The sequence below is a fragment of the bacterium genome (assembly GCA_023382385.1).
Taxonomy (GTDB): Bacteria; Electryoneota; RPQS01; order RPQS01; family RPQS01; genus JABWCQ01.
Genome location: JAHDVH010000002.1, coordinates 871,470 through 894,871, shown reverse-complemented (window position 1 = coordinate 894,871; position 23,402 = coordinate 871,470). Strand labels below are relative to the sequence as shown.

Here is a 23,402-nt window from a genome sequence, read left to right as displayed (position 1 = left end):
TTATGTCCATCAATCCCCTTGTCTTTGCCAATAACGTAGCCGAAGAGTTCCGGCGCTATTTGCTGTCGGCCTTTCCTATGGCCGATCCGGAACTTGCTGAGCAGGCACGTGCATTCTTGAGTTCCGCGACGCCGCTGGACATGCCACTCATCAAGGGTCCGTACGTGACCTTATCTGAGGCATTCGCGGCGGGTGATCCGATTGCGGACATGGCCAGCAAGGGTGTGCTGCATCCGGTCATGCCGGGACTTATCGGGTATCCTAAGATGTACCGGCACCAGCAGGAAGTATTCGAGGCGGTCAAGGCAAACAAGCACGTCCTGATCAGCACGGGTACCGGATCGGGCAAGACAGAGGCATTTCTCTATCCGATCATCGATGACTTACTGAGGCAGCGTGATCAAAGCGTGCTCAAAGGGCTGACTGCGATCTTAATTTACCCGATGAACGCTTTGGCGAACGATCAGCTTGAGCGCTTGCGCGTGATGCTCGCGGGTACCGGAATCACATTTGGACAATGGATCGGTTCGACACCAAGGAGCGGCCAGAGTCCGCTGGTGGACCGATTCGATGGATCATCGCGAACGGCCTATCTCGACGAACGGAAAAAGCGACTGGAAGAAGCACGTCAGAGGGATAAGGCAGCTCGTGCCTTGGCTCCGCACGAGGAGTGCCTTTCTGAAGAGGAAATCCGCGAACGAATGCCGCGGATTCTGATCACCAACTATCGCCAGCTCGAGATTCTGTTGACGCGCCTTCCAGATGTCAAGTTGTTTGCGAGCTCGCCACTCAAGTATTTGGTCTTCGATGAAGCTCATACCTACGACGGGGCTGCCGGTGCTGAGGTTGCATGTCTGATCAGGCGGCTCCGCTTGCTGGCAAACAAAGCCGCGGAAGAAGTCATCTGTATCGGAACTTCAGCGACGCTGACTGATCCGGACAAGAAAGATGATGGACAGGCTGCGATCCGGTTTGCCTCACGTTTCTTCGGCGTGGGTGAAAAGACCGTGAAGCTTGTCGGGGAGTCGTATGTACAACGTGAGTGGCCAAAGAACCGTTACAAGCCCGAGCCGCCTCAGGGTGTTGGAACGGAGCGCTTGAGCAGGCTGCTCACCGCGTTGAATGAACCGATTGATGTGTCTGCGTTAATAACCGAAGTAGAGTCGCTTACAGGAACATCTTTCAATCCCGGCGACGATTGGCGTGGTAGCTTGTTCGATCACCTTGTAAGTAATGAGTACGTTTTCCAGTGCGCGCAGATACTGAAGCGACCTCAAGAACTTGCAGAGGGAGCGTGGATAGTTTCCAATGCCGTGAAACATAATCGCTGCTTAGCCGGTGAGGCAACCACCGCCGAGTTGTTGGCTTACCTTACGTTGGGAGCGGCTGCCGGACGAGCGGGCGAGTCTCTGTTGCGACCCAAGGTGCATTTCTTCGTTCGAGGCCTGGACGAAATGGTTGTTGCCGCGGATGGTGACGGTGTAACCACAAGTCTACAGCTCTTCCCATCTCAATCTAAAGCGAAAGACACGCTGCCACTCGTTCATGATGACGGACTATTCCCTGTCGCAGTCTGTCGAGAATGTGGTCAACACTTCTTCGAGCGCAACTACGGAAAACTAAAGATTATTGAAGGCAGCGGACACAGAGTTTCCCTCACAAGCGGGAACTTGCAGGAAACAACTACCGGTGAATCGAGTGCCTGGTGGGCAGCTGACCCAAGCGGAACTCGCTTAGTGATGACAAACAGGCTGTTGGATGAAGTTGATGAGGATGAGGAAAGTACTGCCGCCAAGAAGTTCATGACAGCCTTCGTTTGTAGAGTTTGCGGTGCTTTACATGTCACTGGTGGGAGTCGGTGTCTGGCAGAGGGGTGTGGCCATGATAAGCCGCTGCTGCCAGTCTTGGTCCTTGGTGGCCAATTAAGCAGCTGTCCCACATGTGGAGCACTTAGCCGGAAGATCGGGGGACGGATGCTTGAACCTGCGCGAAAGGTTCGTGCAGTAGCCGTCGCCGATGTACATGTCCTGGCACAGGCAATGATTAATTCAGCTCCAAAAGGGCATCAGAAACTTGTGATTTTCGCGGACAGTCGACAAGACGCCGCGTTTCAAGCCGGTTGGATTCAAGATCATGGACGACGCATTCGATTGCGACACATGATGTATGAGATTATGAGGAGTGCCGATCGGTCGCTGTCGTTAGACGAATTGACTGATGAGCTACAGGCGTCGTTCAAGCGTCAGCGTCGGTTAGTTGAAGTACTGCTGCCGGAAATGGTGGAGGAGTTTGCCGATCAGACCTTTGAACAGCGGAACCTGTGGATTCGTGTTGGAAGAGCCCTTGAGTATATGGTCCTCCGTGAGTTCACCTCCGGATTGCGCAAACGTGAAATCCTTGAGGCCATGGGGTTAGCACGAGTGGATTATGAGGGATTGACTCCTGAACAGTCTGACGTTGTACAGTGGGCGAACATTGTCGGAATTACCCCAACGGAAGCGGTCCAAGGAGTGTCGCTAATTCTGGACACCTGGCGACGGGGGCGTATGTTGTATGTCGATCGCGATCCGGTATTTTCGCATTATCACAAAAAGGACGACCCTTGGGTCCAGGCAGGACTGCTACCGGTCCGCGAGTTCAAGCCAGAAGGAATGGTTCTCACTCCGCGGTCGCCAAATGGCCGAAGAGCGAAGTACTGGCGGAGCATGACGAATTCTCGGGGGAATTCGCTGGTACAATTGCTACTCAAGGCTTGGTCAAGCAACTCACAGTCACTTGACCTCAATCTGGCAACCGAATCATTATGGGAGCTATTGACGAACAAACTTGGGATTGTGGAAACAGTCGACATCCGAACCGCCAATGGCGACGTGATAGAACATGATGTAGGGCAGATCGATTCGAGCAAGGTTCGCATTGCTGTTCAGGAAGAACGTCATCGGTGCAAGAAGTGCCAGAGGATATCGACGCGCTCTGCACCGGGAAACGTGTGTATGCGAAGGTACTGCGGTGGAACCACCGTTCGTGAAGAACCGAGTTGGGAAGACTACAACACATCAGTCATGCGGCGTCCGTTCACGATGGTGAACGCCGAAGAGCACACTGCACAGGTGCCAAGCGAGGTGCGGAATAAGGTCGAACAGGACTTCAAGTCACCCCAGGGACGGACGAATTGCCTGGTTGCTACACCGACTCTGGAGTTAGGTGTTGACATTGGTGGCTTGGACATGGTCCTAATGAGAAATGTCCCTCCACAGCCAAACAATTATTGGCAACGGGCAGGACGCGCGGGTCGACAGGAGCGTATGGCTGTGATCACGACGCATTGCCGTCACGCGAACCACGATCGATATTTCTTTGAAGACCCATTAAGGCTTCTTGGCGGATCGATTGCTGCACCGGCTTTCAATCTTCGAAATCCACTTATGCTGGAGAAGCATGTCCGTGCTGCGGTGCTTTCCGAGCTCCTGCTACAATCTCAAGACGGAACTGATATTGCCGAGCATATTGAGAAGGTGCTCAACGAGGCATTTCCCTTGTTCATTCGCGAGTATCTGTTGGATGACGAAGATCACTTCCGTACAACAGTTCCGTCAATGGATAAATTGGGCGAATCGATTGACCGTCAGAAAAGCTCGCTCGTTGAGAAGATACACGGGCTTTTTCTGGCCCATTGGCCGAGAGACGAGGCCGCTTTGATCACTATGCAGAGCATTGAACAGGCTCTCGTGAGGCTGCCGGACGAACTTCAATTGGTATTGGAGCGTCTTCATGATCGACTTGGCTGGGCTCGAAAGACACGCGAGGAGATTCAGCGTCGACAGAGAATAGGGCTTATTGAAAAGGAAGAGGAGCAGTTGCTTCGACGATGCGATGACTTTATCAAGAGCGTCGTGAAACGGGACAACTCGACTTACACGCTGATCGTTCTAAGCTCGGAGGGATTTCTTCCGGGCTATGGAATTTACGAGGGCGGCATCGTTGCTTCAGCCTTGTCTGGCTTTGCACGCCGGTCCGGGCCGGTGCGATTTGAATTGTCTCGGCCGCGAGCTGTGGCCTTGCGTGAATTCGTGGCAGGCAACCGACTCTATGCAAATCGGGGGACTTTCTATGTTACGCGTTACCACTTCGCTCCAGAGGCCGAAGGCGGTATCACTACCCTTCACGTCGATCCGAAAAAACAATATGTCGCACGTGCCGGTGCGACGGTTGACTATGGGCAGTCTGGTCTCAAAGCTGTCAGCGCAATCCCAATCTCAGATTTGGACCTGGCACATGAGGGCCGGATTACAGAGGATGAGGTTCTTAGATTTGCAATGCCTGTTCTTATAGCAGGCCGATTACTTGATCATCATCGTGGTGGTCGAGCATTCAAGATTGGAAAGTACGAGGTCCATCATCTACGAGGCCAGGGAATCGAACTTGTCAACTTAGGTGAGGCGGGCAAGGCCGGTTCCGGCGAGCTCGGATTCCATATTTGCCCGATTTGTGGTGCCGCGAAGAGTCCGTATGTTGTGGACAAAGAGAAAGAGCGATTTGACGCGCACCACCAAGAAAGGTGCGGCCGCGAACCTATGCAACTGGCCCTAACCACTAAAACCGACGTCGATGCTCTGCTTTTCCATAAGCTGAGTGGCTTGCCAGAAGGTATCAATATTGGGGAGACGCTCCGGACAGCGGCTGCTCGCATTATGGATATGGGCCGCGGGGATTTGGAACTCTTGCCAATTCCAGATGAGCACGAGATGGTGAATTTCCTGATTTATGATCCGATGGTTGGTGGTTCGGGTATATTGGATCAAATGCTGAGCCGATGGGATGAGCTCATGACAGCCGCGGCTGACGTCTTAGACTGCAAAGCGAGCTGCGATCAAGCCTGCTACTCGTGTTTGTTGACCTATCGCAATCAAGTATACCATGAGCATCTCGACCGCACAGTGGCAAATGCCCTGCTTGAAGAGCTGAGAAACCAACCGGAACCATATAGGACAATCGACGCTATCTTTGAGGAGTCCGGTGCGGGCACGGGTACGCCGTCCAATAGACCTGAAGCTGAACTCGCCCAGATACTTCGCGAACATCATATTCCAGCAGGCAAATTACGGGAGACAGTACGACTCGCCGATGGCATGATTTCCATCCCGGACTGGTTATATGTTGATCCGAACAATTCGGACATAAAGGTAGCTGTCTATCTTGACGGGATGAGTCGATCGCTGCACGGTGATCCGCAGCAACAAATCAAAGATCAAGCCCTCCGCGGCCTTATGGAAGCCTTTGGCTACAAAGTCATTGTCGTCCAATCTCGCGACCTAACTGATCCGGAAATCATGCGGCAGCACATTGTGACTATTTCGAAGGCATTAGGCGATGCGAAGTAGTTCCCTTTTTCGAACCCCATAATTACGAGGAGACAGTCCGTGGCGAGTATGGCTCAAATACGTGGAATGCTCCTTGAGGAAGTCCTGCTGTTTCTTCTACGACAGTCTGGATATAGAACCGTTTTATCCGCGGGTAACGATGGAACACTTCAGAACGGCAAATCTGGATTGGAGGTTCGCGGGCGAGGAGAAGTTCATCAAATAGATGCAATTGCGGACTTCGATATTCAGCAGCCGTTTAGTCATCCACAAAGGTTGCTCGGAGAAGCAAAGTTCTTAACAGACAAAGTTGGACTGGAAATAGTAAGAAATGCGGTTGGTGTATTGAAGGACGTGGGTGAATGGTGGTGTCCACGCTCCGTACAACCTGCCGCTTCCTCTCGTCGATACCACTATCAGTATGCAATTTTCACAAATCTTGGATTCAGCAAACCCGCAGAGACTTACGCTTTTGCGCAAGATGGCAATTTAATCCCGCTTGCAAGATCGACGTTCATTAGACCACTACTGGAGAAGTTTCGAGAAGTCAGTTACCAACAACTTGGAGGGACTTCTGACAAGAGCGTTCCACTTGAACTGTCCGTTGCACGAAGGATGATTAGAGTGAAGCTAGGCGAGATGCGAGAAGATAACTTTGCGAATGGAGACGAGGAAAATGATGAAAACGTGATACGAGAATTCCGGAATGCAATTCGACCGATCGTAGACGAATGCAGACGAATAGGTGGGGCGCTTATGGCCGTGATTCGAGGTGGATTTCCATTATTTTTGGTTCCTTCCAGACCGGATGTGATTTCCAATCTCCGTACCATGGAGGATGTGACCATATACTATCGTGGAACAAATTGGTTCATGTATCGAGCCGAACAAGCAACAACGATTCATGGAGATGCCCTATTCTCATTTGATCTTCCTGATGGGCTATTTCGGCTATTCTATGGGTCAGGAGTTGCGGAAGAGGCCCAACGAGCCCTAATTTCAAACGGGATCACTTGGGCCACATACAGGCATTCGTGACCGATGGCGAGTATACGAAAGTCGTCAACTTTGTGCTTGACAGAGGATGGTTGGAGGATATGCTCCGACGGGTGAATCAAGAGTAGGTAACATCGGCAAGTCGAGTGATCTGCAAAGTAAGTCCATTGCTTGACACAGAGAGGAGTTTTTCTTGCCTGCACGTTCGCAATTTATTGGCGCTGCTGGACAGCACTATGTTGCATACTGTCTGGGCATCCGGGAGATTCACGCTGCCATTACGCTTGGGAACGTTCCAAGTGTAGACATTGTTGTGGCTGAACCCAATGGCTCAGCGTCGCTGTCAATTCAGGTTAAGACCTCAAGATGGGCACATCGACCGAAGAGATATGGCAAAGAGGTTTGTGAGTGGGATGTCGGTCCATCGGCGGTCGAGCGATGCAGCGAGAGTCTCTGGTATGCGTTTGTAGACTTACGGGAAAGTTCGGAACGAACATGGTCACCAAGGGTTTTTATCGTGCCGTCGGTGTGGGTAGGGAAGTTTGTTCAGGCAGGCTGGTCTCGAAAGATGTATAGGCTACCAGCTGAAGCATGGCCTCAATGTCTTGAAAGGTGGGATCGGTTTAGCCGCTATTTCGACCAGGACCCTGAAACGATGGACTGGTGTAGGTCAGCACCCGGAGAAGTTCGAGACTGATCATGGGAATGATACGCAGATTGGGCCACTGGAGCCTAAGGGTGGCTTATGAAGGAATCGTCGACTCACCGCGTCGAGCGGGCGAAGTTAAAGGGAAATAGTTCAGATTGCAGAAGCCACGCTGATGAGGCATGGTCAGAGTTTCACGCAGAAGTTGAACATCTTACCTTGACTTTGTAAAGTAAGCTTGACACCTTCTTGACCCAATCATATTAAGTTCAAGGAAGCCGATACCTATGGACGATTCCCCACTCTCATTTCGTGTCCGTACCTATTCCGACGACCTTCCCCTTTTCGAACAACTGGGGCTCCCTACCGTCGATTTGACCAGTCCGGTTCAGGACTATGAGGTCGGAACGGCGCTGCTTTCTGGTGGTTCAGCCGTGGTTCGCATAACACTCGATGCGCATCCGGCTCAGTTCTGGAAGTTCTACATCACGGACGCGGAGGGCCATAGCTCCGTCTACCGTTTAGGGTCAGGCACCCTGAGCAGCTTCTGGCCATCAATTCAATTGATCGCTGACAACTTGCTTGTATGCATCGAAACCTCTGATCGGCCCTGAACGACGCCACAGATACATTGTGATTGTTGTCTTTCAGGGTATTTCAGGGGTACTGTCTCGGTGCGGATGATTGTATCTATCTTCGCACAACTGTCGCGTCGTAGGCTTGAAGAATTAGTCGGTCGGAACACTCCAAATCTCTTATGCAGGCCGAAGACCATTTAAGCGGGCTCGCTAATCGGAAGCATACTTTGGCAAACATGCCGGACGATTGTTTTCCGTCCGCGCATCTGGATGCCGCTCGTTCAAGCCGCTTCTGCCCCCAGAAGAGCCCCAAGATCAGGCATATCAAGCCTTTCTGTGGTTGCCAAGCAGTGTCTAAATGAGTCCACGAAGGCCAGCCACCTTTGAAGGCCCGTGAAGTGATTCGCGGGCTTTTCCTTTTCTGTATGTCACTGGCGTTTTGCTGAACCTCACGATCCATGCCCTATTGATTGAAGACCCGCTTTCAGCCGCGGGTCTTCGTGTATCAGGCTATGCGTGCACCTTAGAGGGCAAAGCGCGCACCGCTCCTTTCTTCACGAGCGATTCGGTCAGGTAGACCGCGAACTTCTCCGCACTGCGTGTCCAATTGTAACGCGCAGCCTCTCTCTTCCCCGCCTCGCTTAGCCGCAGACAAGTTTGCCGGTCTGTCAGCAACCGGCCGGCAGCCGAAGTTAACTCTTCGACATGCTGCGGGTCCACATACAGCGCGGCTTCTCCGCAAGTTTCTTCCTGTGCCGGAGTCCGGCCCGCGACAACCGGTGTGCCCAGAGCAAGCGCATTCAGCAACTCCAGCGACAACCCGTCCATCAAACTTGGGCTAAGACAGCCAACAGCATTCTGATAGAGACGCGCCATGTCTGTATCGCTGACGTCGCGCGGCAGCACGAGCATTCCCGTATCGAGGCCGTCAAGTCGAGCAGCGTGTTTAATCTGTTCTGCGGCGGGCGGCGTGACGTTGCAAGCGAGAACAATCTTCAGATTACTATCCACCGTCTGCCGCAGTTCATTTACCGCGCGCAGTATCGTCCGCAGGTTCTTCACCGGAGACAATTCGCCCGCGTGCAGAAAGTAAAGACTTCCAGATTCCTGCATCCCGCGAAGTTCTGAGTTCTCGAAACTCGTTGAAGCCATTTCCGCTGTAAGCGTCGGTGCTCCGTGAATCGTCCGCAGTCTTGCGAGCTGCATGCCGAGCCGGATTTGCAGCTCCTGAACCGTAGCCTGCGTAGAGCAATAGAAGAGGTCACACTTTTCATTCAGCGCGCGCAGCGAAGCGACATACCGATCCCGCGCGAGCGGATCCTGCGTCAAATAGAGTTGCGGATAGGCCAGCGGAATGACATCATGCATCAGGCAGGCGACGGTCAATCCAAGCTCTCGCGCAAGTTGCACATATTCCGGTGTATCCTCGCCGGTCGGATGCGGCAGCAACAGGGCATCCGCCGCTCCACGACGCAGCTCCTTCCACCCCACCACCTCAAACGCGTGCGCAGCTCCCGCCTGTGTTAACCGTTCACGAAGATTATTCGCATGCGGGGTGACCAGCTTAAGAGTCCACTCGGGTCGCACGGCGCGCAGACTATTCAGCAGTTCAATGAAAAATCGTCCTGCGCCGCTTACGATTAGCGTATCGTCCGTCAGCAGCGAGGCATCCATCGCAAGCGTCACCGCCGGGCCGGGACTGACCTCAAAGTGAGGCAGCCGCTGCGCGCGCGGCAAGACTGTGACAGAGGGCTTGGTTGCCGTGCTGTCGATGTCGATTAAGTAGAAGTCGAGGTCGCTCGAGCAATCCAGTTCATAGTTTACCGCTCCCGCTTCCTTTAGCCACGCTTCCAGCAATTGTCGAGTCACCAGCCAGCGATGTTCAATGTTGTGCACGAGGTCCGGATTATAGTCCGGCTTGTCCGCGTTCGGAATGGTGACTAACACCCGTTTCCCGACGCGCATGCACTCTTTCAGTGCGATGACGGCCTGTTCCCATTCAACGTGCTCAAAAATCTCAGGAGACATCACCACGTCGAAACTCTTGTCTTTGTAGGGAAGTCCGCTGACGACGTTGCCATAGGTAAAGGTGATGCCGCCGCGCAAAGCACGGGCGACATCGAGCCGCTCGCGGTAGATGTCCACAGCCTCATGTCCTTTGCAGAACTCGACGACATAGCCGTTTGCGGGGCCGATTTCGAGGATGCGGCCGCTCGCTTTGCTTGCGAGCCAGCGAACGCGTTCACGCTGCAAAGGTTCGTTGTAGATTTCGTCGGGATGCGTGGCATAGTATTTCAGCAGGTCCGTCGTGCAGGCCGCTTCGCGAGTCAACACCCGCTCGTAGCTCGCCAAGTAGTTCTTCGCCGAATTCTCCCAGTTGATAGCCGTTGCGTAGGTTTTCACCGCGTCCTTCAGCGCGCGTGTCAGGAACGGATTGTTCAGCGCGCGCAGGATTGCGTGCTGCAAATCGAACTGTTCTGTGGTACGCAGAGTCACGGGTGCGGCCACGTCGAGTGCCGGAGCGTTTGACGTAACGACCGGGCGACCTGCTGCAAGAGCACGCGTCAGACAGGCGGAGCCTTCAAAGCGCTGACTCTGATAGTTCAATACGATGACATCGCACGCCTGCAGCGTGGCGGTCAGTTCCGCTTCGGGCATGAAGTCGGTCAGGAAGCGAATGTGGTCGTCCATACCTAATTCACGCACGCGATTCATGCACTGACTCAGATAGGCGCAGCTTGTTTCGCTGGCGGGATGCGGTGCGCCGATTATCAGCAGTTTGGCATCCGTCGTCCGCTGCAATGCAGGGAAGGCATTGATAAGTTCGAGAATCCCTTTGTGCGGGTCCACCATGCCGAACGTCGCTACGACTTTTTGTGCGGGGTTCCATTCGAGAGCGAGTTTGGCTTCCGCGAGGTCGGCGAAGTTCAGTGCGGGCAGAGGAATCGGCATTGCCTCGATGCGTTCGGGCGATGCGCCAAGCGCGACCAGTTCGACGATATTCTGCGGATGATGCACCCAGCAGGCGTCGCTGAAGCGTGCGATTTCCGCGAGACGCTCGTCCCGCGTTTCGGTCGAATGGAACGTTGTCACGACGCGAATGTTGTGCGCACGAGCCTGTTTCAACACATCGAGCAGCCAGCCGTCCAGCGCGAAGATGCCGCCGTGATTGACGTGCAGCACTTGAATCTTGTGTGTGAGCAGTTGCTGCAGGATTTCGCGGCCGCCGTCTTTGTCGCGTGACCAGCAACGAACGACATTCGGCAAATCCGCCGCCGTAAGTTCTGTGGTTTTTTCCGCAAGAATCAGCACCGTCTCGCCATTGTTTGTCAGAGCTTCGCAAAGCTGCTCGGCATAGATTGCCAAGCCGCAGCGTTGATGATAGGTGGTGAGCAGTGCGATGCGCGTGTCAGAGGCCATAGGTGAGGGGTCTTCCTGTTTGTCCAAAGGAACGATTCGGCCATCGCTCAGCCGCATGAAACCGTCTTCAAGATAGTAGTGGTCCGCGTCGGCAATCATCAGGTCCTGCCAGCGCGAGAGCAGCAGACGGTAGTTCGCGCCGTTCTTGTCGTGGCCGGAGACGGATTTGGATTCATGGTGATAGATGCGGCTCTGCGGGCAATACCAGACCTTGCGGCGGGTCTGCGTGACGCGCAAACACAGGTCGATGTCCTCGCATGAATTCTTGAAGCTTTCATCAAAGCCGCCGACTTCCATGAATAGCTGCCGCCAAATCATTAGACAGCTGCCGGCGATGAACTGAAACTCGCGCGGCTTCTGCACGACCGGATGGTCGGCCGGAAGCTGGTTGTTGTAGATGCTGTGCACGTGCTTGCGCTCGTCGCAGACGATACCCGCCTGTTGCACCAGTTTCGACTGCGGGAAGATTTGCAGATTGCCGACGATGCCGATGCTGCGATCCGCTGATATCGTCGTGACCATCGCGTCCAGCCAGTTCGGCAGAACTTCGGTGTCGTTATTGAGGAAGACAACAAGTTGTCCGACAGATGCGCGCGCTCCGTCATTGCACGAACGCGCGAATCCGTAATTGCGGTCGTGTGACACGACGCGAATCTTGTCCCCGAGCGTTGCCAGATAGTCCGCCGTGCCGTCGGTGGAGCCGTCGTCGACGACGATGATTTCGTGAGGCGTCCGCTCGGCTGTGTTGAACAGGGAGTCGAGGCAGGACTTCGTGTAGGGCAAATTGTTATACACGGGAATCACGACGGAGACTTCGGGTTTTGGTTTCGGCAGGACGGCGGCGTCGGGTTTGGCCACGAAGATGAATTGCTGTGCAGTCAATTCGTCCAAGTCCTGCGGAGAGACGTCGCGCAGCACAAGTCCGCCCATATCCAGAGTGCGCACTTCCTGAGCGGGGTTCTGCATTTGACGTTCGAACAACGGGTCGCGGACAACTTCGACGAGTTCCGCGCGCAGTCCGGCTTGAGCAAAGAGTCGCTGCATATCCTGTTTCGCGAAGAAGCGGAGGTGCGTGCTGTCGAGAATGCCGTACTCCTGATAGTTCCACGAGCCTTCAAGGAGTTTGGCAATCACACCGAGGTTGCGCACATTGGGCAGACTGGCGATGATGCAGCCCGTCGGTTTCAGGTGAACGAGCAGCTTTTTCAGCGCGTTCCAAGGATCAATCAGGTGCTCCAGCACGTCGCCGCAGAGAATGCAGTCGAACTGTCTGGGAGCAAACGGCAGCGGGTCGGCTTCAACGTCGAGCACATGCACATCATCGAGCACCTGCCGCGCGACTTGCGCGACTTCGGGATGAATTTCAATGCCGGTCACGCGGGCGCCGGTGAGTTGGGCAATCAGTTTTCCGGTCGCGCCGTTGCCGCAGCCGACGTCGAGCACATTGCGGGCGTCTTTCGGAACGCGTTCAGCAAGATTGCGGCGCGCGTTGGCGTAGTAGTAATCCGGTTTAAGCGTCTGCTTTTCCACCTTGCGGTTCCCCCGTATGATTGAATCCGGCCGGCCGTCCCACGGTGCGAGCGTCATGTGCGGCTGGTCGAGCAGATGTTCGTAATAGCCTTGCTTGGCGTGCGTAACATCTTTGCTTTTGTTCCACTGATATTTCCGCAAGCGGTCTTCAGGAAACATGTAGCCCAGGTGCTCAATTTTGATGTCGGCGCGGATGCGCTCTCCGGCGAGATTCTGCGGGACGCGTTCGCAGTGCAGATTTCCGGCGTGCGCGGTCGGTGCAAATTCAAGTTCGTCCCACGTTTGCGAAACCGGACGGAACAGACAGGGATGATAGATTCCCGTGTAGATGCCGTCGGTGCGATAGTGCTGGTGGTCGTTCCAGAGGTAGAGAAACTCGAAATCAATCTGCGACACGTTGGCGGGGCAGGTCTTGATTGCCTCGAAGATGCGGCGCGGTGCGGTCGGTTCGAGCAGTTCGTCGCCGTCAATGCAGAGCATCCAATCCGATTTCAGTTCGCAGGCCATCGCATACATGCGATTCTTATCGCGGGCCTTGTCGGTTTCGGTTTCTTCGCCGCGCTGATAGGCTACGACCGCAGGATGCGCTTTGCAGATGTCGGGTGTTTTGTCGGTCGAACCGTCGTCGTAGACGATGACTCCGTCGCAGACGCGTGCGGCATTGTCGAGCACGGCGCGCAGCCAGCGGTCTTCATTGCGGATGTTCATCATGGCGTAGATGACCGGGTGTTTGACCGACGTGCTATTGGCCGCGCAGGCGAGCAGCGTGCCGTCCTGTGTGGTAACGTCGTGCTCCTCAAAGAACGGGGAGAGCGCAGTCGAGAGCGAGTCGGCCGTCCACAACGTGACAAATTCCGAATGGTAGCCACTCAAGTTATCGGGGACGGCAATCAGGAACTGTCCGTTGCTATTCAGCAGACGCGAGCACTCTTTCAACAAGGGAGTGGGACTTCCAAGCTGACTCAACACGCCCGTCACGATGATGCTGTCAAATGACGCGTCGGTAAAAGGCAGACGACCGCACTCGATGAGCTTGGCGGAGACGAGTTCCGCTTCGGTGCGGGACAAGCTGCGGCGGACTTCTTCGGTGGTCGCAAGAGCCTGCGGTGAGCAGTCTGTGAGAGTGACACGGTGTCCGAGCTTCGCAAGGTCCGAAGCGAGTTGACATCTGCCGTTGCCGAGGATCAGCACGCGCGCATTGCGCTTGAGTTTGGACGTCGCAAGCTTGTGAAGTCCGGCAGGGGCTGCGTGGTCGTTTCCAAGGAAGGGCGATGCGCCTGCGCGCGAAGTGAACAGCCGTTCGCGGCGCTCTTTGAGAGTCTCGAAAGGCGATTTGCGGAATGAATATGCGGTGGCCATAGCCTAAAGTGTTAATGCAGTGGGGAATATCTGCATAACATTTAGCAAGGAGTATACCAGCAGAGGTTGTGATTTGGGTTATTGTTTTTATTGAATTTGTTGTTTGTTTTCCGAACATAGTGGGCACTTTCTGCCAGAGCCTTCGGCGCAATTGAGACACTATACTTAGAACGGATTGCGGCTTTTGATTTCGGGGGAATTGTGCTATCATGGAGTATTCATTTTCACCAACTTCTGCAGACCATGATTTACCTTCTTTCAATTCTGTTTGTGACGGGTGTTTGTCTGAGCCAGCCGAAAAGTGTTGCTCTGTTTGAGCGCACGGCTCTGCATTTTTCGCCCGACAGTTCGGGGAAGTTTCTGAAGCAGGGAGAAACGGCACTGGATAACGGACGGGTCGTCGAAAAGACTGTCACGCTGCCGACGATTTCTCAGCCTACGCGCATTCTGGCAAAACTATGGTTGCATCCGGTACCGGTGGATGAGCGGACGGTGGCGGATCGCTATGATCGCGGGGGGAATATCCGACTGGTGTTTGGTGACTCAGCGGAGCTTGAGGTGCTGAGATTCATCACGTCTTTCGGTGGCGAGACTTCGCACGAAGCGGACGTGACACAGCTTGCTCCGGTATTGCAGGGCAGGAGAACGCTGCGCGCATCGGTGGACACGTGGACGAGTCCCGGGTGGGAGCTTGACTTTGCGCTCGAATACATACCGGATACGACGGCACAGATGCCGGATTTTGTCGCGCCGATCTACTACGAGGATTCGTTCACGCAGGAGAAGATGCCCGACGGAGTCTCGGCGCGAGTGACGATCCCGGATTCATTCGCTTACGCGGTGATTTACTACACGTCCACAGGACACTGCACGGACGGTCGGGATGAGGATGAATTTGTGTCGAAGGCGAACGTGATTTCGGTGAACGATGTGGTCATCGAACGGTTTCGCCCGTGGCGGGAGGACTGCCGGAAGATGCGGGAGTTTAATCCGTACTGCGCGCGCTGGACGGATGGCTGGTGGTCATCGGATTTTTCGCGGAGCGGGTGGTGTCCGGGGGACATTGTGCTGCCGCATCAGATAGACGCGACGGACTACATGCAGAAGGGAGAGCAGACGGTCGGTATTCGAATTTTGAAGATGCGGCCCAAAGATGCGGACGGGCATTTCGGGGTTTGGAAGGTTTCGGCTTACGTGGCGGGCTGGCGCGAAGAGCCTAAATTATGGCAGAACTGGTAGGTTGGGGATTGGGGGGTTGTTTCAAAATCATGGTGCTAATATAATACAATATTTACGAAAAGTCAAGTGATTTTTGTAAAAATGTTGTAAACATTTGGGCAAATTGAGGTTAGGAGGTTGAAGGTAGGATTCCTGTCTCGATGGGGTGAGACGCAGGAAGAAGTGAGTTCAAGAGCCGCGTGAGAAGCGCGGCTTTTGTGTTTGGCTACGGGGAGTATTTTTCGAGGTAACTCTTGACGTTGAATTTACGGGCGGTGTTCTCGCTGCTCATGTAGCGCACCTGCCCGAAAACGGGGCGCTCGGGAAACCACGGGCGGTCATAACGGCCCAGACACCAAAGAATTCCAGAGTAGGAATTGGGGTCGCGGCCATCGAGCGCCCACTTGTCATTGAGTTCGATCATGACTTCGAGCGCAGCTTCGGGTGACGCGGACCATTCGAGAATCTTCTTGCCCCACAGCATGCGCAGATAGTTGTGAATGCGGCCCTCGGTCAGGAGTTGCCGCTGCGCGGCATTCCAGAGCGGATCGTGCGTGGCGGCCTGTTCAAATTGCTCTTTGGTGTAGGTCCACGTTCGTTTGTCTTTGCGATGCTCGTTCAGCGTCTTCAGCGCCCACGGGGGCAGCGACGAGAAGTCTTTGTAGTCGTCGCGCAAGTGATTGAAGTTGTAGCCGACTTCGCGCCACGTAACGAGCTCATCGAGAAAGCTCTCAGCATTGGCACTCATCCCCCACCAACCCTCCTTCTTACCGGCGACGTTGTCCGCGAGGTGGTTGCTGCTCCACCCTTCCTGTTTGGCAAGCTCGGAGAAGACCTGATGCACGGAGATGTGACCGAAGTGCAAGTAGGGGCTAAGGCCGCTGGACCAGTCCTCCCCGGGCTGGCTGCGCTCTGTCGCATAGCGGGAGAGCTTGTGTGACAGAAACTCGCGCAGGTTTTTTTCCGCTGTGGAAGTGCCGCCTGCAGTTGGAACGGGCGGGACATCGTGCAACAGCGGGAGGTCGCTCATCCAAGTATGATCGGCTAAGAGCTTCTGAGGATCGGCGGGCGGCCAAAGCGAGGTTATACGCGCGTCGAGCTTCAGCGAGGGAAGCGTGACTCGTGCGAGCGGATCGGACAGCGGGAAGTGCTCAAGATGAGGACGAAGGTTTTTTTGAAGATGCCTGCGGAAAGCGAAAGCCGAAGGAAAGGTTACCTCGGCGGCGCGCAGCGGCAACAGCCCGCAGGAGTCCACAGCTTCGAGCCTGCAGGGGAACTCGAGGCCCGCGTTGGCAATCAATTCCTGATGCATCGCCATCGGGAAATCATCCACAATTACGACGCACGCCTGTTCCGCCAGCGCTTTCAAAAGGTCTGCGCGTTGGCCGGGAATGTTTTCAACGAAGGGGAAATAGGTTACGGGCTTGCGCGCGAGGCGCGCTTGATTGTCGGCCATGCCCTGCAGCAGAAAGACGTGCTGCCGTGGACTCGCGTAGTCGTAGACCAGAGTTACGGACTCGAGAATCAGCAGGGGTTTGCCGAGCTGTTTTGCCCAGTTCACTGCCTGTTCAAGAGCGAAGTTGTGGGTCACTCGGCGCTGGGCAAGCATCCAATAGAGTACGAAACTCCCCTGCTGCTGTGACTGGGAATTCACGGTGCGCAAACGGAAGGAGTGCAACAAATTTTTGTCAGATTGTTGGGTGCTCATAGTGGGTCAGGAGAGTAGAACAAAATGCGCATGCCTCTTGCGGGGGGTCAAGTATATAATGAGACTTTGTGACATAACGATGTTACTTCAGCAAACATGAAAGTTAAGAGTTAAGCAACCGCTTGCAATAGACATGTGCTTGGCCATAACTTTTTTGGTCAGTATGGCTCAAAGTATTGACGAATAGATAGTCTTAATATACCTTATGCGTGGGTACTGGAAATGTTTAAACAACCGATTTTGGTGAAACGATAAACCCTCTTAACCTATGAGGTCCCGGTATGCGTAAGACTTTGATTTTGTGTGTCTTGATGATTTTGGGCCTGAGCGCGATTGCTCAAGCCACAGAGGTCATAAACGCGCGTGAGTTGTTGCCCACGTTGCGTCCTGTGATCACTCTCCCTGACAACCCGACCCCGCGGTCCGGCACCTGTGTGCTGAACCACTTCACGGGCACGCCGTACGGCAGCTTCGGTTGGGATCCGGGCGAAGACATTGCCGAGTACTTTGATCCCGCGACTGACGGCAATTGCACTCCGGCAATATATCCTTTCCACATTACATCTGTGGATCTGACACTGGTCATTTTCAGCAACACGGGACCCGGCACGATTACGGGCCGCGTGTTTGTTACCTGTCCGGAAGATGCGGCCAGCCCCGGCGTTCCGCGTGAATGCAAGGGTCCGGGCGGCGCTCAGCTCGGTTCGGCAGGAATGTTCACGTATGATCTCACCCAAGAAGAGATTGACGATCCAGACGGCACGGGTTTGATTGAATTGAACATCCCGCTGGACGTTTGCGTGGAGAACGGGTTCTTCGTGCACTTCGTGATTGATTCATGGACAGGCGCGGGCAATGCTCCGGCTCCTTACTGGCAGCGCGAAGCGTTGGCGAACTGCAAGGCTTGGGTGTATTGGTGGTTTACCGGCACGCCGGACTACTGCTGGTTCAATAACAACACCGACTGGTCGTCGGGTGGTTTGCCGGTGGGCGCCATTCTGGCTGCTGTGAACGGTGAAGCCGGTGTGACAAGCTGCGCACCGCTGACATGCGAGCCGTGCGTACGCAACTATCCGGGCGACGACGACACGAATCCGATCATTATTGATTCGCCGATCTGGTCGCGCACGATTGACCTGTGCGACTATTGCAGCGACTATGATCAGAACACGGCGCTTGGACCCTCATCGTTCACCGGCCGCGGCGGCGACGTCGTGCTGTCGTGGACGTCCGTGAATGATCCGACGTGCTTCTACATCACGATCGCTCCGTCTTCGACCTGTGCGGAATGGTTCCGTATTCGCTCGTGGCTGTTCGACAGCTTTGGCTATCTCGATGCCGGTCAGCCGGCCTTCCCGCCGCTTGGTGGAAGCCAGACCTACAATTGGACTGGCAACGGCGATCCTAATGACTTCGGCTGCTGGTTCCCCGATACGTATTACCTCTACATTGACACGCGCAATTGCTGCTGCCCGGTGGATGTGACGTTTGCTGGCGACAACATTCTGGCCGTGGAAATCACGAGCTTTGACGCCATCGCCGGCGACGGCATGGTGACATTGAACTGGCGCACGAACGCAGAGAGCGAAATTGACTACTACGTGCTCACGCGCAACGGCGTTGAGATTGCTCAAGTAGCGGGTCAAGGCGACAGCCCCAGCGGCCATCGCTACACGTTTGTGGATCGCGATGTCGTGAACGGCACGAACTACGGCTATCAGCTGACGGCAGTTGATCTGAATGGCGGCATGACGCTGTTCGGTTCGACGGTCTATGCGACGCCGCAAGCAGGCGCCGGACTCGTGACCGAGTATGCATTGATGCAGAACTACCCGAACCCGTTCAACCCGAACACGACGATTGAGTACGCACTCCGCGAAGCCGGTCAGGTCAGCCTGAAGGTCTTCTCGGTGGATGGCCGCGAAGTCGCCACGGTGGTGAATGGCTTGCAGGATGCCGGTCAGCACAGCGTCGAGTTTGACGCTTCTGGTCTGGCCACCGGTATGTATCTGTACAAGTTGACGGTGAACGGCTTCACCGCCACCCAGAAGATGGTGTTGATGAAGTAGTTTCTACTTCGCCCGTCTTTCTGGCAGTTGTAAAGCCGTAAACTCTAAATTGTGGCGGGCAGATCGCAGCGATGTGGTCTGTCCGCCCAACGTCTTCCGAACCTCCAGAAACGGGCAGAAGAGAACGCCTCTTGTGCCCGTTTTCGTTTCCGGTCACCTTGGGGTAACCGGGTCCCAACCTAAGGATAAACAACCTATTCCGGAGCAAAGTATGGTCAGCAAAATTGGATTTCGTCTGGCGCTGATCGCAGGAATCGCGGCAATTGCATTTGCCGGCACGAATCTCATGGTCACGCCTGCCAACTCTCCCGCCGTTTCGTGGAACGACGGCTGGGAGGAAATTGAGATTCCCATTCAGGAATTGTTCGCTCGTCGTCCCGGAAATTCTCTGGACGCTTTTGATACCACGATTGTATTGCAGACATTTGAAGCAGGGCCAGTATGGACGTCAAGTGACTTAACGGCTTCGCAACCCCCCTACTGGCATGTAGACAACGTGCCGATCGGCGATCCCAATGCGCCCGCATGGTGGGTTGGCAATGCCGCGATGACGGATAACCTCGTTGCCCCCGGCGGCTACGACAACGCATGGCAACAGCACCTCGAATCACCGGTTGTCAATCTCAGCGGCGCAAGCGCGCCGATTACGCTGGCGTTCAAAGCCCGTTGGAAGATTGAGGATCCGGGCGGAGAGCCGGCGGGATACGACATGTGGGACGGTTGGAATCTGCAGATTTCCACGGACGGCGGCGCAACGTGGTCAGTCGTTACCACTGGTTTGTCGCTTGCTTTCACAGGCCAGAGCTGTTACGCGTTCGGCGAGCAGTGGTGCCTTGGGCCGAACATTCCGGCATGGGGCGGCACGGCCAACGCGAATGCATATACTGTGATTACCGCGAATCTCGACGCCTACGCAGGACAGTCGAATGTGAAGTTCCGTTACAGCTTCTATTCCGATCCGGGTTTCAGCGCGGTGGATGATTCATCCTACTACGGCCTGATCGTGGATTCAATTCGCGTATCACACAGCGGCGGCAACTTATTGTCGAACGACGGCGATGCGACCGGCTGGACGACCTATGCCGTGGAGGGCGGCGGAATCGGCAATACATGGGTGTATGAGGATTCTACCGCACCAACAGGAATGGTCGGCTGCCCCGATCAAGTGTGGTCGTGGAATGCCGAGCATCGCGGCATCGCCGGGTTGAATACCGCGCTGACATCTCCGCCGATCGTATTGCCGGACACGGCACGACCGGGCGCAGATCCCAACGCATTCCAGAAGTTGGTGCTCGCATATTATGTCTGGTGCGATTTGCCGGATGCTGATGGAAACAACGACAGCTCTCTGGATGATCTTTACTCCATCTATATTTCCACAGATAACGGAGCAACCTGGACACGTGTGGTTTACGACTATGCGTACAACAACAGCGAGACACATCCGGATGCGGGCAACTCGCTGAACGGATGGGTCCGCCGCAGCCGCGGTTTGACCACCGGCGGCACACAGGTTGACATTGATCTCACGCGGTGGGGAGAGCAAACGGTGCTGCTGCAGTTCCGCCTGGAAACCGACTGCAACGATGACGGTGGAATCGGCAGCGGATTGCACGTTGACTACATTCACCTCGTTGCCACGCGCGCTTTCGCGATTGACGCGGCCACGCGCAAGATGGTGGTCCCGTTCCCGGTGACCGTCGGCCTGTCACGGACGTGGTCATTCGAGTATGTGAATGAAGGCAGCAGCAATATCGGCAACGCGTTGCGCTATCGCCAACTGTATACACGTCCCAACGGCACGAATCAGGGCACCGACTCGCTGAAGCAGACGACGGCTACGCTGGCCACGAACGAGTTTGTCACTATTCCCGTCACGTGGATTCCGGATGCTGTCGGTTCGTATCGCCTTCGTGTGGCTTCGGTCTATCCGGGTGAGCAGGATCGCACCAATGACACGACACGTTCGCCGATCAACGTTCCGCTGAACGCCCTTTATAACATGGCTGTAGATGTACAGCCTGCCGGAACGTACGAGCTGGCGTATCACATGCGTGATTACAGCGTGGTGCTAACCAATCCGCGCCTTGTGCGTTACACACCGCTGGCGGACGGTGTTCCGGCCGCAGACGCGGATACCGTGGATATCAACAAGGTGCAGGTCATGTGGAACTGGGATCCGGAAGACATTAACTCTCTGCCGGACGGAACGGCACGCTGCCAGCTCAAGTTCTATGGACCAGGACCTGACAACAGAACTCCAGGTGAACTTCTGTATGTCTACGAAGAAGAGATCGACACCAATGAGACTGTCTCGCCGTTTGGCGGCGATTCGTTGTTGAATCGCTGGTGGCAGGTTGACTTAAGCAGTGTTGCCGCACTGAAGAGACTGCAAGGCGAATTCTGGATCGAGGTCTCGAGTCTGGATACAGTGGGCGGTCAGGGTTTGCCGGGCTTGCTGGCGCTGGTCACGGATCCGCAGGACACGACGGACTTGCATAGTTACACGCGCCGTCTGGATATTGCGGGAACGCCAATTCTTGCTTCGCCGAGCCGTTACTGTGTGGAAACGACAATCGTCCCCACAACATGGCCCGATCCCGTTATCGACCTCACAATTCTGCGTGACGGAGTTACCAACGACGCAATTCTGCGCTGGAGCGCAACAAATCGTGCTGACGGATATTTGGTGTATCGTTCGAATGATTTCAATACGCCGCTGCAGACGTTGCTGACGCCGGTACCGATTCCGACTACGTCATACACCGATCCCGGTGTACTGAATGTCGGAGACAGGTTCTACTACGTGGTGGTTGCGGTCAATTCGTAATCTTCACTAAGAACGCATGTGAAGCCCCGCTTGTTTCGACAAGCGGGGCTTTTCTTTGCAATGTGTTTGAACTACAGTTTACTTTAGCAAGAGAAGTTTGACGGATTGAGATGTTTGAGCCGTGACGGATGAAGAGAGTCGGGCGAAGTAGAAGCCTGTCGCTTGGTGCTCCGCATTCCAGAGCACGGCATACACGCCGGGAGCCTGTGTGGTGTGAAGCAGTGTTTCGACCTTGCGGCCCAGAACGTCGAAGACTTCGAGCAGAACGACCTGCTCGCGCGTCAAGGCATATTCAATGGTTACAGAAGAATTGAACGGATTGGGATAGGGATAGCCCATCGCAAAGGCGGTCGGAAGTCCAGAAGAAGAATTCGCAGACAAGAACAACGTGTCTATTGACCACGGGATGAAATCTATGTTTGTGCCGACTGTGTCGCCGAGTCCCGCGGGATTCTGTTCTGCATTGAATGGTCCGGAAGCGTCGCCCCAAAAGTTTTCAATAGCGCGCGCAGGCGGCGGGCTTGTGTGTGCCTCCATTGAGGACATAAGATTCCCTTGAAACACGTTATGGATGAATGAGCCTTCTGCATTGCCATTCACGTAAGTGACGCAAGGGACGAAGACCACGGACACTGAGGAGTTACCTATGAAGTAATTACGACTGACACGTTCAGCGCCCACCAAATCGATATTGAGACAGGTCTCGTCGTTCCAATGATTTTCGTGAAAGAGATTTCTCCAAAACCGGAAGTCGGCATAGCGCCCGCCGCTTACAAACATCGCGGATACGCCACCAAAATTCGGTGCAGCGTTGTTTCGCTCAAAGATGGATTCGGTTACAGAAACCTCACCGACTTCCATGACCACGTCATGCAGAATACTCCGCCGGATTGTGTTGGTGCTGAAGTTACACCGCTCCAGAGTCAAGACATGACAAAGTCCATCGCTTTGAACGAAGCCATAGGCAAAGGTGTTGCTGTCAATGGAGCAAGAGCAAGCCCAAACAGTATCAACGGTGCCGGAGAGATCAATCAGCACCCGCTCGTCCGGCAGGACGCAGTTTCTGATCACCAGGTCATTCAGATAAGCAGAACGATGTCGGAATCGAAACAACGCGCGGGTCGGGTTACCAACGCCGGATCCATAGACAACACAATCGACCAAGTTGCATCTCACGCTGTCAAGATAAGCAATCGCGCCGTTCGAGGCAGCCCAGCAGTGACTGAACGTGCATCGTTCGATCTGTAGATTGGACTTTGCAGCTCTGATGGCTGCACCATTCGTGGCGACACAACTATCAAATATACAGTCAGCGACTTCAACCTGATTCCTGATCATCTCCAGTCCGCCTCCCGTCAATTCTCCGGAAAACGTGAAGCCGAGGATGTCTATGCTGACTTCAAATGCACACTCTGTTGCCAGTACGTGGCGCTGCCCGGAATGGGCACGCCAGATACAGGCAGCAATGTCGCTTGAGTCACCGGTAATCAGAAACTCACTTGCGATAACGATGCTTCGGCACGGCACGTCCACTGATTCTGTATACGTGCCTCGGAGAACAAGTACTGTGTCACCCGCCGCAGTCAGATCAACTGCCAATTGAATAGTAGAGTAATCCCTGGGCACGACGCGCAACTCGGCTGTTCCTGTTCCTGCGAGCACGAGGACTGCAAGAAGCATAATCCTAC

10 protein-coding genes are annotated in these 23,402 nt (G+C 54.7%); 7 read left to right on the top strand and 3 right to left on the bottom strand.

Annotation, left to right across the window (positions count from 1 at the left end; genetic code table 11):
- Window positions 1-2: 2 nt before the first annotated feature.
- From KJZ99_08095 to KJZ99_08080, 4 genes are all read left to right on the top strand, one after another.
- The gene (locus KJZ99_08095; GenBank protein MCL4305863.1) at window positions 3-5,381 is read left to right on the top strand and encodes a DEAD/DEAH box helicase; all 5,379 of its coding nucleotides are present in this window, start codon (window positions 3-5) and stop codon (window positions 5,379-5,381) included.
- A gap of 39 nt (window positions 5,382-5,420) precedes the next feature.
- Window positions 5,421-6,398, top strand: coding sequence for a hypothetical protein (locus KJZ99_08090; GenBank protein MCL4305862.1), 978 nt, complete (start codon window positions 5,421-5,423; stop codon window positions 6,396-6,398).
- A 151-nt stretch (window positions 6,399-6,549) separates the two neighbouring features.
- Entirely contained in the window at window positions 6,550-7,053 is a 504-nt protein-coding gene (locus tag KJZ99_08085; GenBank protein MCL4305861.1) for a hypothetical protein, read from the top strand.
- A gap of 236 nt (window positions 7,054-7,289) precedes the next feature.
- On the top strand, window positions 7,290-7,616 hold the full coding sequence (locus KJZ99_08080; protein ID MCL4305860.1) for a hypothetical protein: 327 nt from the start codon (window positions 7,290-7,292) through the stop codon (window positions 7,614-7,616).
- Window positions 7,617-8,090: 474 nt separating this feature from the next.
- Here KJZ99_08080 and KJZ99_08075 read toward each other — a convergent pair whose 3' ends face one another.
- Window positions 8,091-13,889 (bottom strand): methyltransferase domain-containing protein, encoded by a 5,799-nt coding sequence (locus KJZ99_08075; protein ID MCL4305859.1) that lies wholly within the window; start codon window positions 13,887-13,889, stop codon window positions 8,091-8,093.
- 243 nt (window positions 13,890-14,132) lie between these two features.
- Between KJZ99_08075 and KJZ99_08070 the strand changes: the two genes are divergently transcribed.
- A complete protein-coding gene (locus KJZ99_08070; GenBank protein MCL4305858.1) occupies window positions 14,133-15,128 on the top strand; it encodes a hypothetical protein in 996 nt (331 codons plus the stop codon).
- A 205-nt stretch (window positions 15,129-15,333) separates the two neighbouring features.
- Here KJZ99_08070 and KJZ99_08065 read toward each other — a convergent pair whose 3' ends face one another.
- The gene (locus tag KJZ99_08065; protein MCL4305857.1) at window positions 15,334-16,788 is read right to left on the bottom strand and encodes a deoxyribodipyrimidine photolyase; all 1,455 of its coding nucleotides are present in this window, start codon (window positions 16,786-16,788) and stop codon (window positions 15,334-15,336) included.
- A gap of 308 nt (window positions 16,789-17,096) precedes the next feature.
- On the opposite strand from KJZ99_08065, the gene KJZ99_08060 reads away from it, so the two are divergent.
- Both KJZ99_08060 and KJZ99_08055 read left to right on the top strand, forming a co-directional pair.
- The gene (locus KJZ99_08060) at window positions 17,097-18,884 is read left to right on the top strand and encodes a T9SS type A sorting domain-containing protein (protein ID MCL4305856.1); all 1,788 of its coding nucleotides are present in this window, start codon (window positions 17,097-17,099) and stop codon (window positions 18,882-18,884) included.
- Between the two features lie 211 nt (window positions 18,885-19,095).
- Window positions 19,096-21,714 carry a hypothetical protein gene (locus KJZ99_08055; GenBank protein MCL4305855.1) on the top strand — a complete coding sequence of 873 codons (2,619 nt, stop codon included), beginning with the start codon at window positions 19,096-19,098 and terminating at the stop codon, window positions 21,712-21,714.
- A gap of 78 nt (window positions 21,715-21,792) precedes the next feature.
- On the opposite strand, the gene KJZ99_08050 is transcribed toward KJZ99_08055, so the two are convergent.
- Window positions 21,793-23,394 (bottom strand): T9SS type A sorting domain-containing protein, encoded by a 1,602-nt coding sequence (locus tag KJZ99_08050; protein MCL4305854.1) that lies wholly within the window; start codon window positions 23,392-23,394, stop codon window positions 21,793-21,795.
- Window positions 23,395-23,402: the final 8 nt, after the last annotated feature.

Bases quoted from the DNA above. Each gene is read 5' to 3' on its own strand.
- KJZ99_08095 (MCL4305863.1), top strand. From the start codon at position 3: ATGTCCATCAATCCCCTTGTCTTTGCCAATAACGTAGCCGAAGAGTTC.
- KJZ99_08080 (MCL4305860.1), top strand. From the start codon at position 7,290: ATGGACGATTCCCCACTCTCATTTCGTGTCCGTACCTATTCCGACGAC.
- KJZ99_08075 (MCL4305859.1), bottom strand. From the start codon at position 13,889: ATGGCCACCGCATATTCATTCCGCAAATCGCCTTTCGAGACTCTCAAA.
- KJZ99_08070 (MCL4305858.1), top strand. From the start codon at position 14,133: ATGATTTACCTTCTTTCAATTCTGTTTGTGACGGGTGTTTGTCTGAGC.
- KJZ99_08060 (MCL4305856.1), top strand. From the start codon at position 17,097: ATGCGTAAGACTTTGATTTTGTGTGTCTTGATGATTTTGGGCCTGAGC.
- KJZ99_08055 (MCL4305855.1), top strand. From the start codon at position 19,096: ATGGTCAGCAAAATTGGATTTCGTCTGGCGCTGATCGCAGGAATCGCG.
- KJZ99_08050 (MCL4305854.1), bottom strand. From the start codon at position 23,394: ATGCTTCTTGCAGTCCTCGTGCTCGCAGGAACAGGAACAGCCGAGTTG.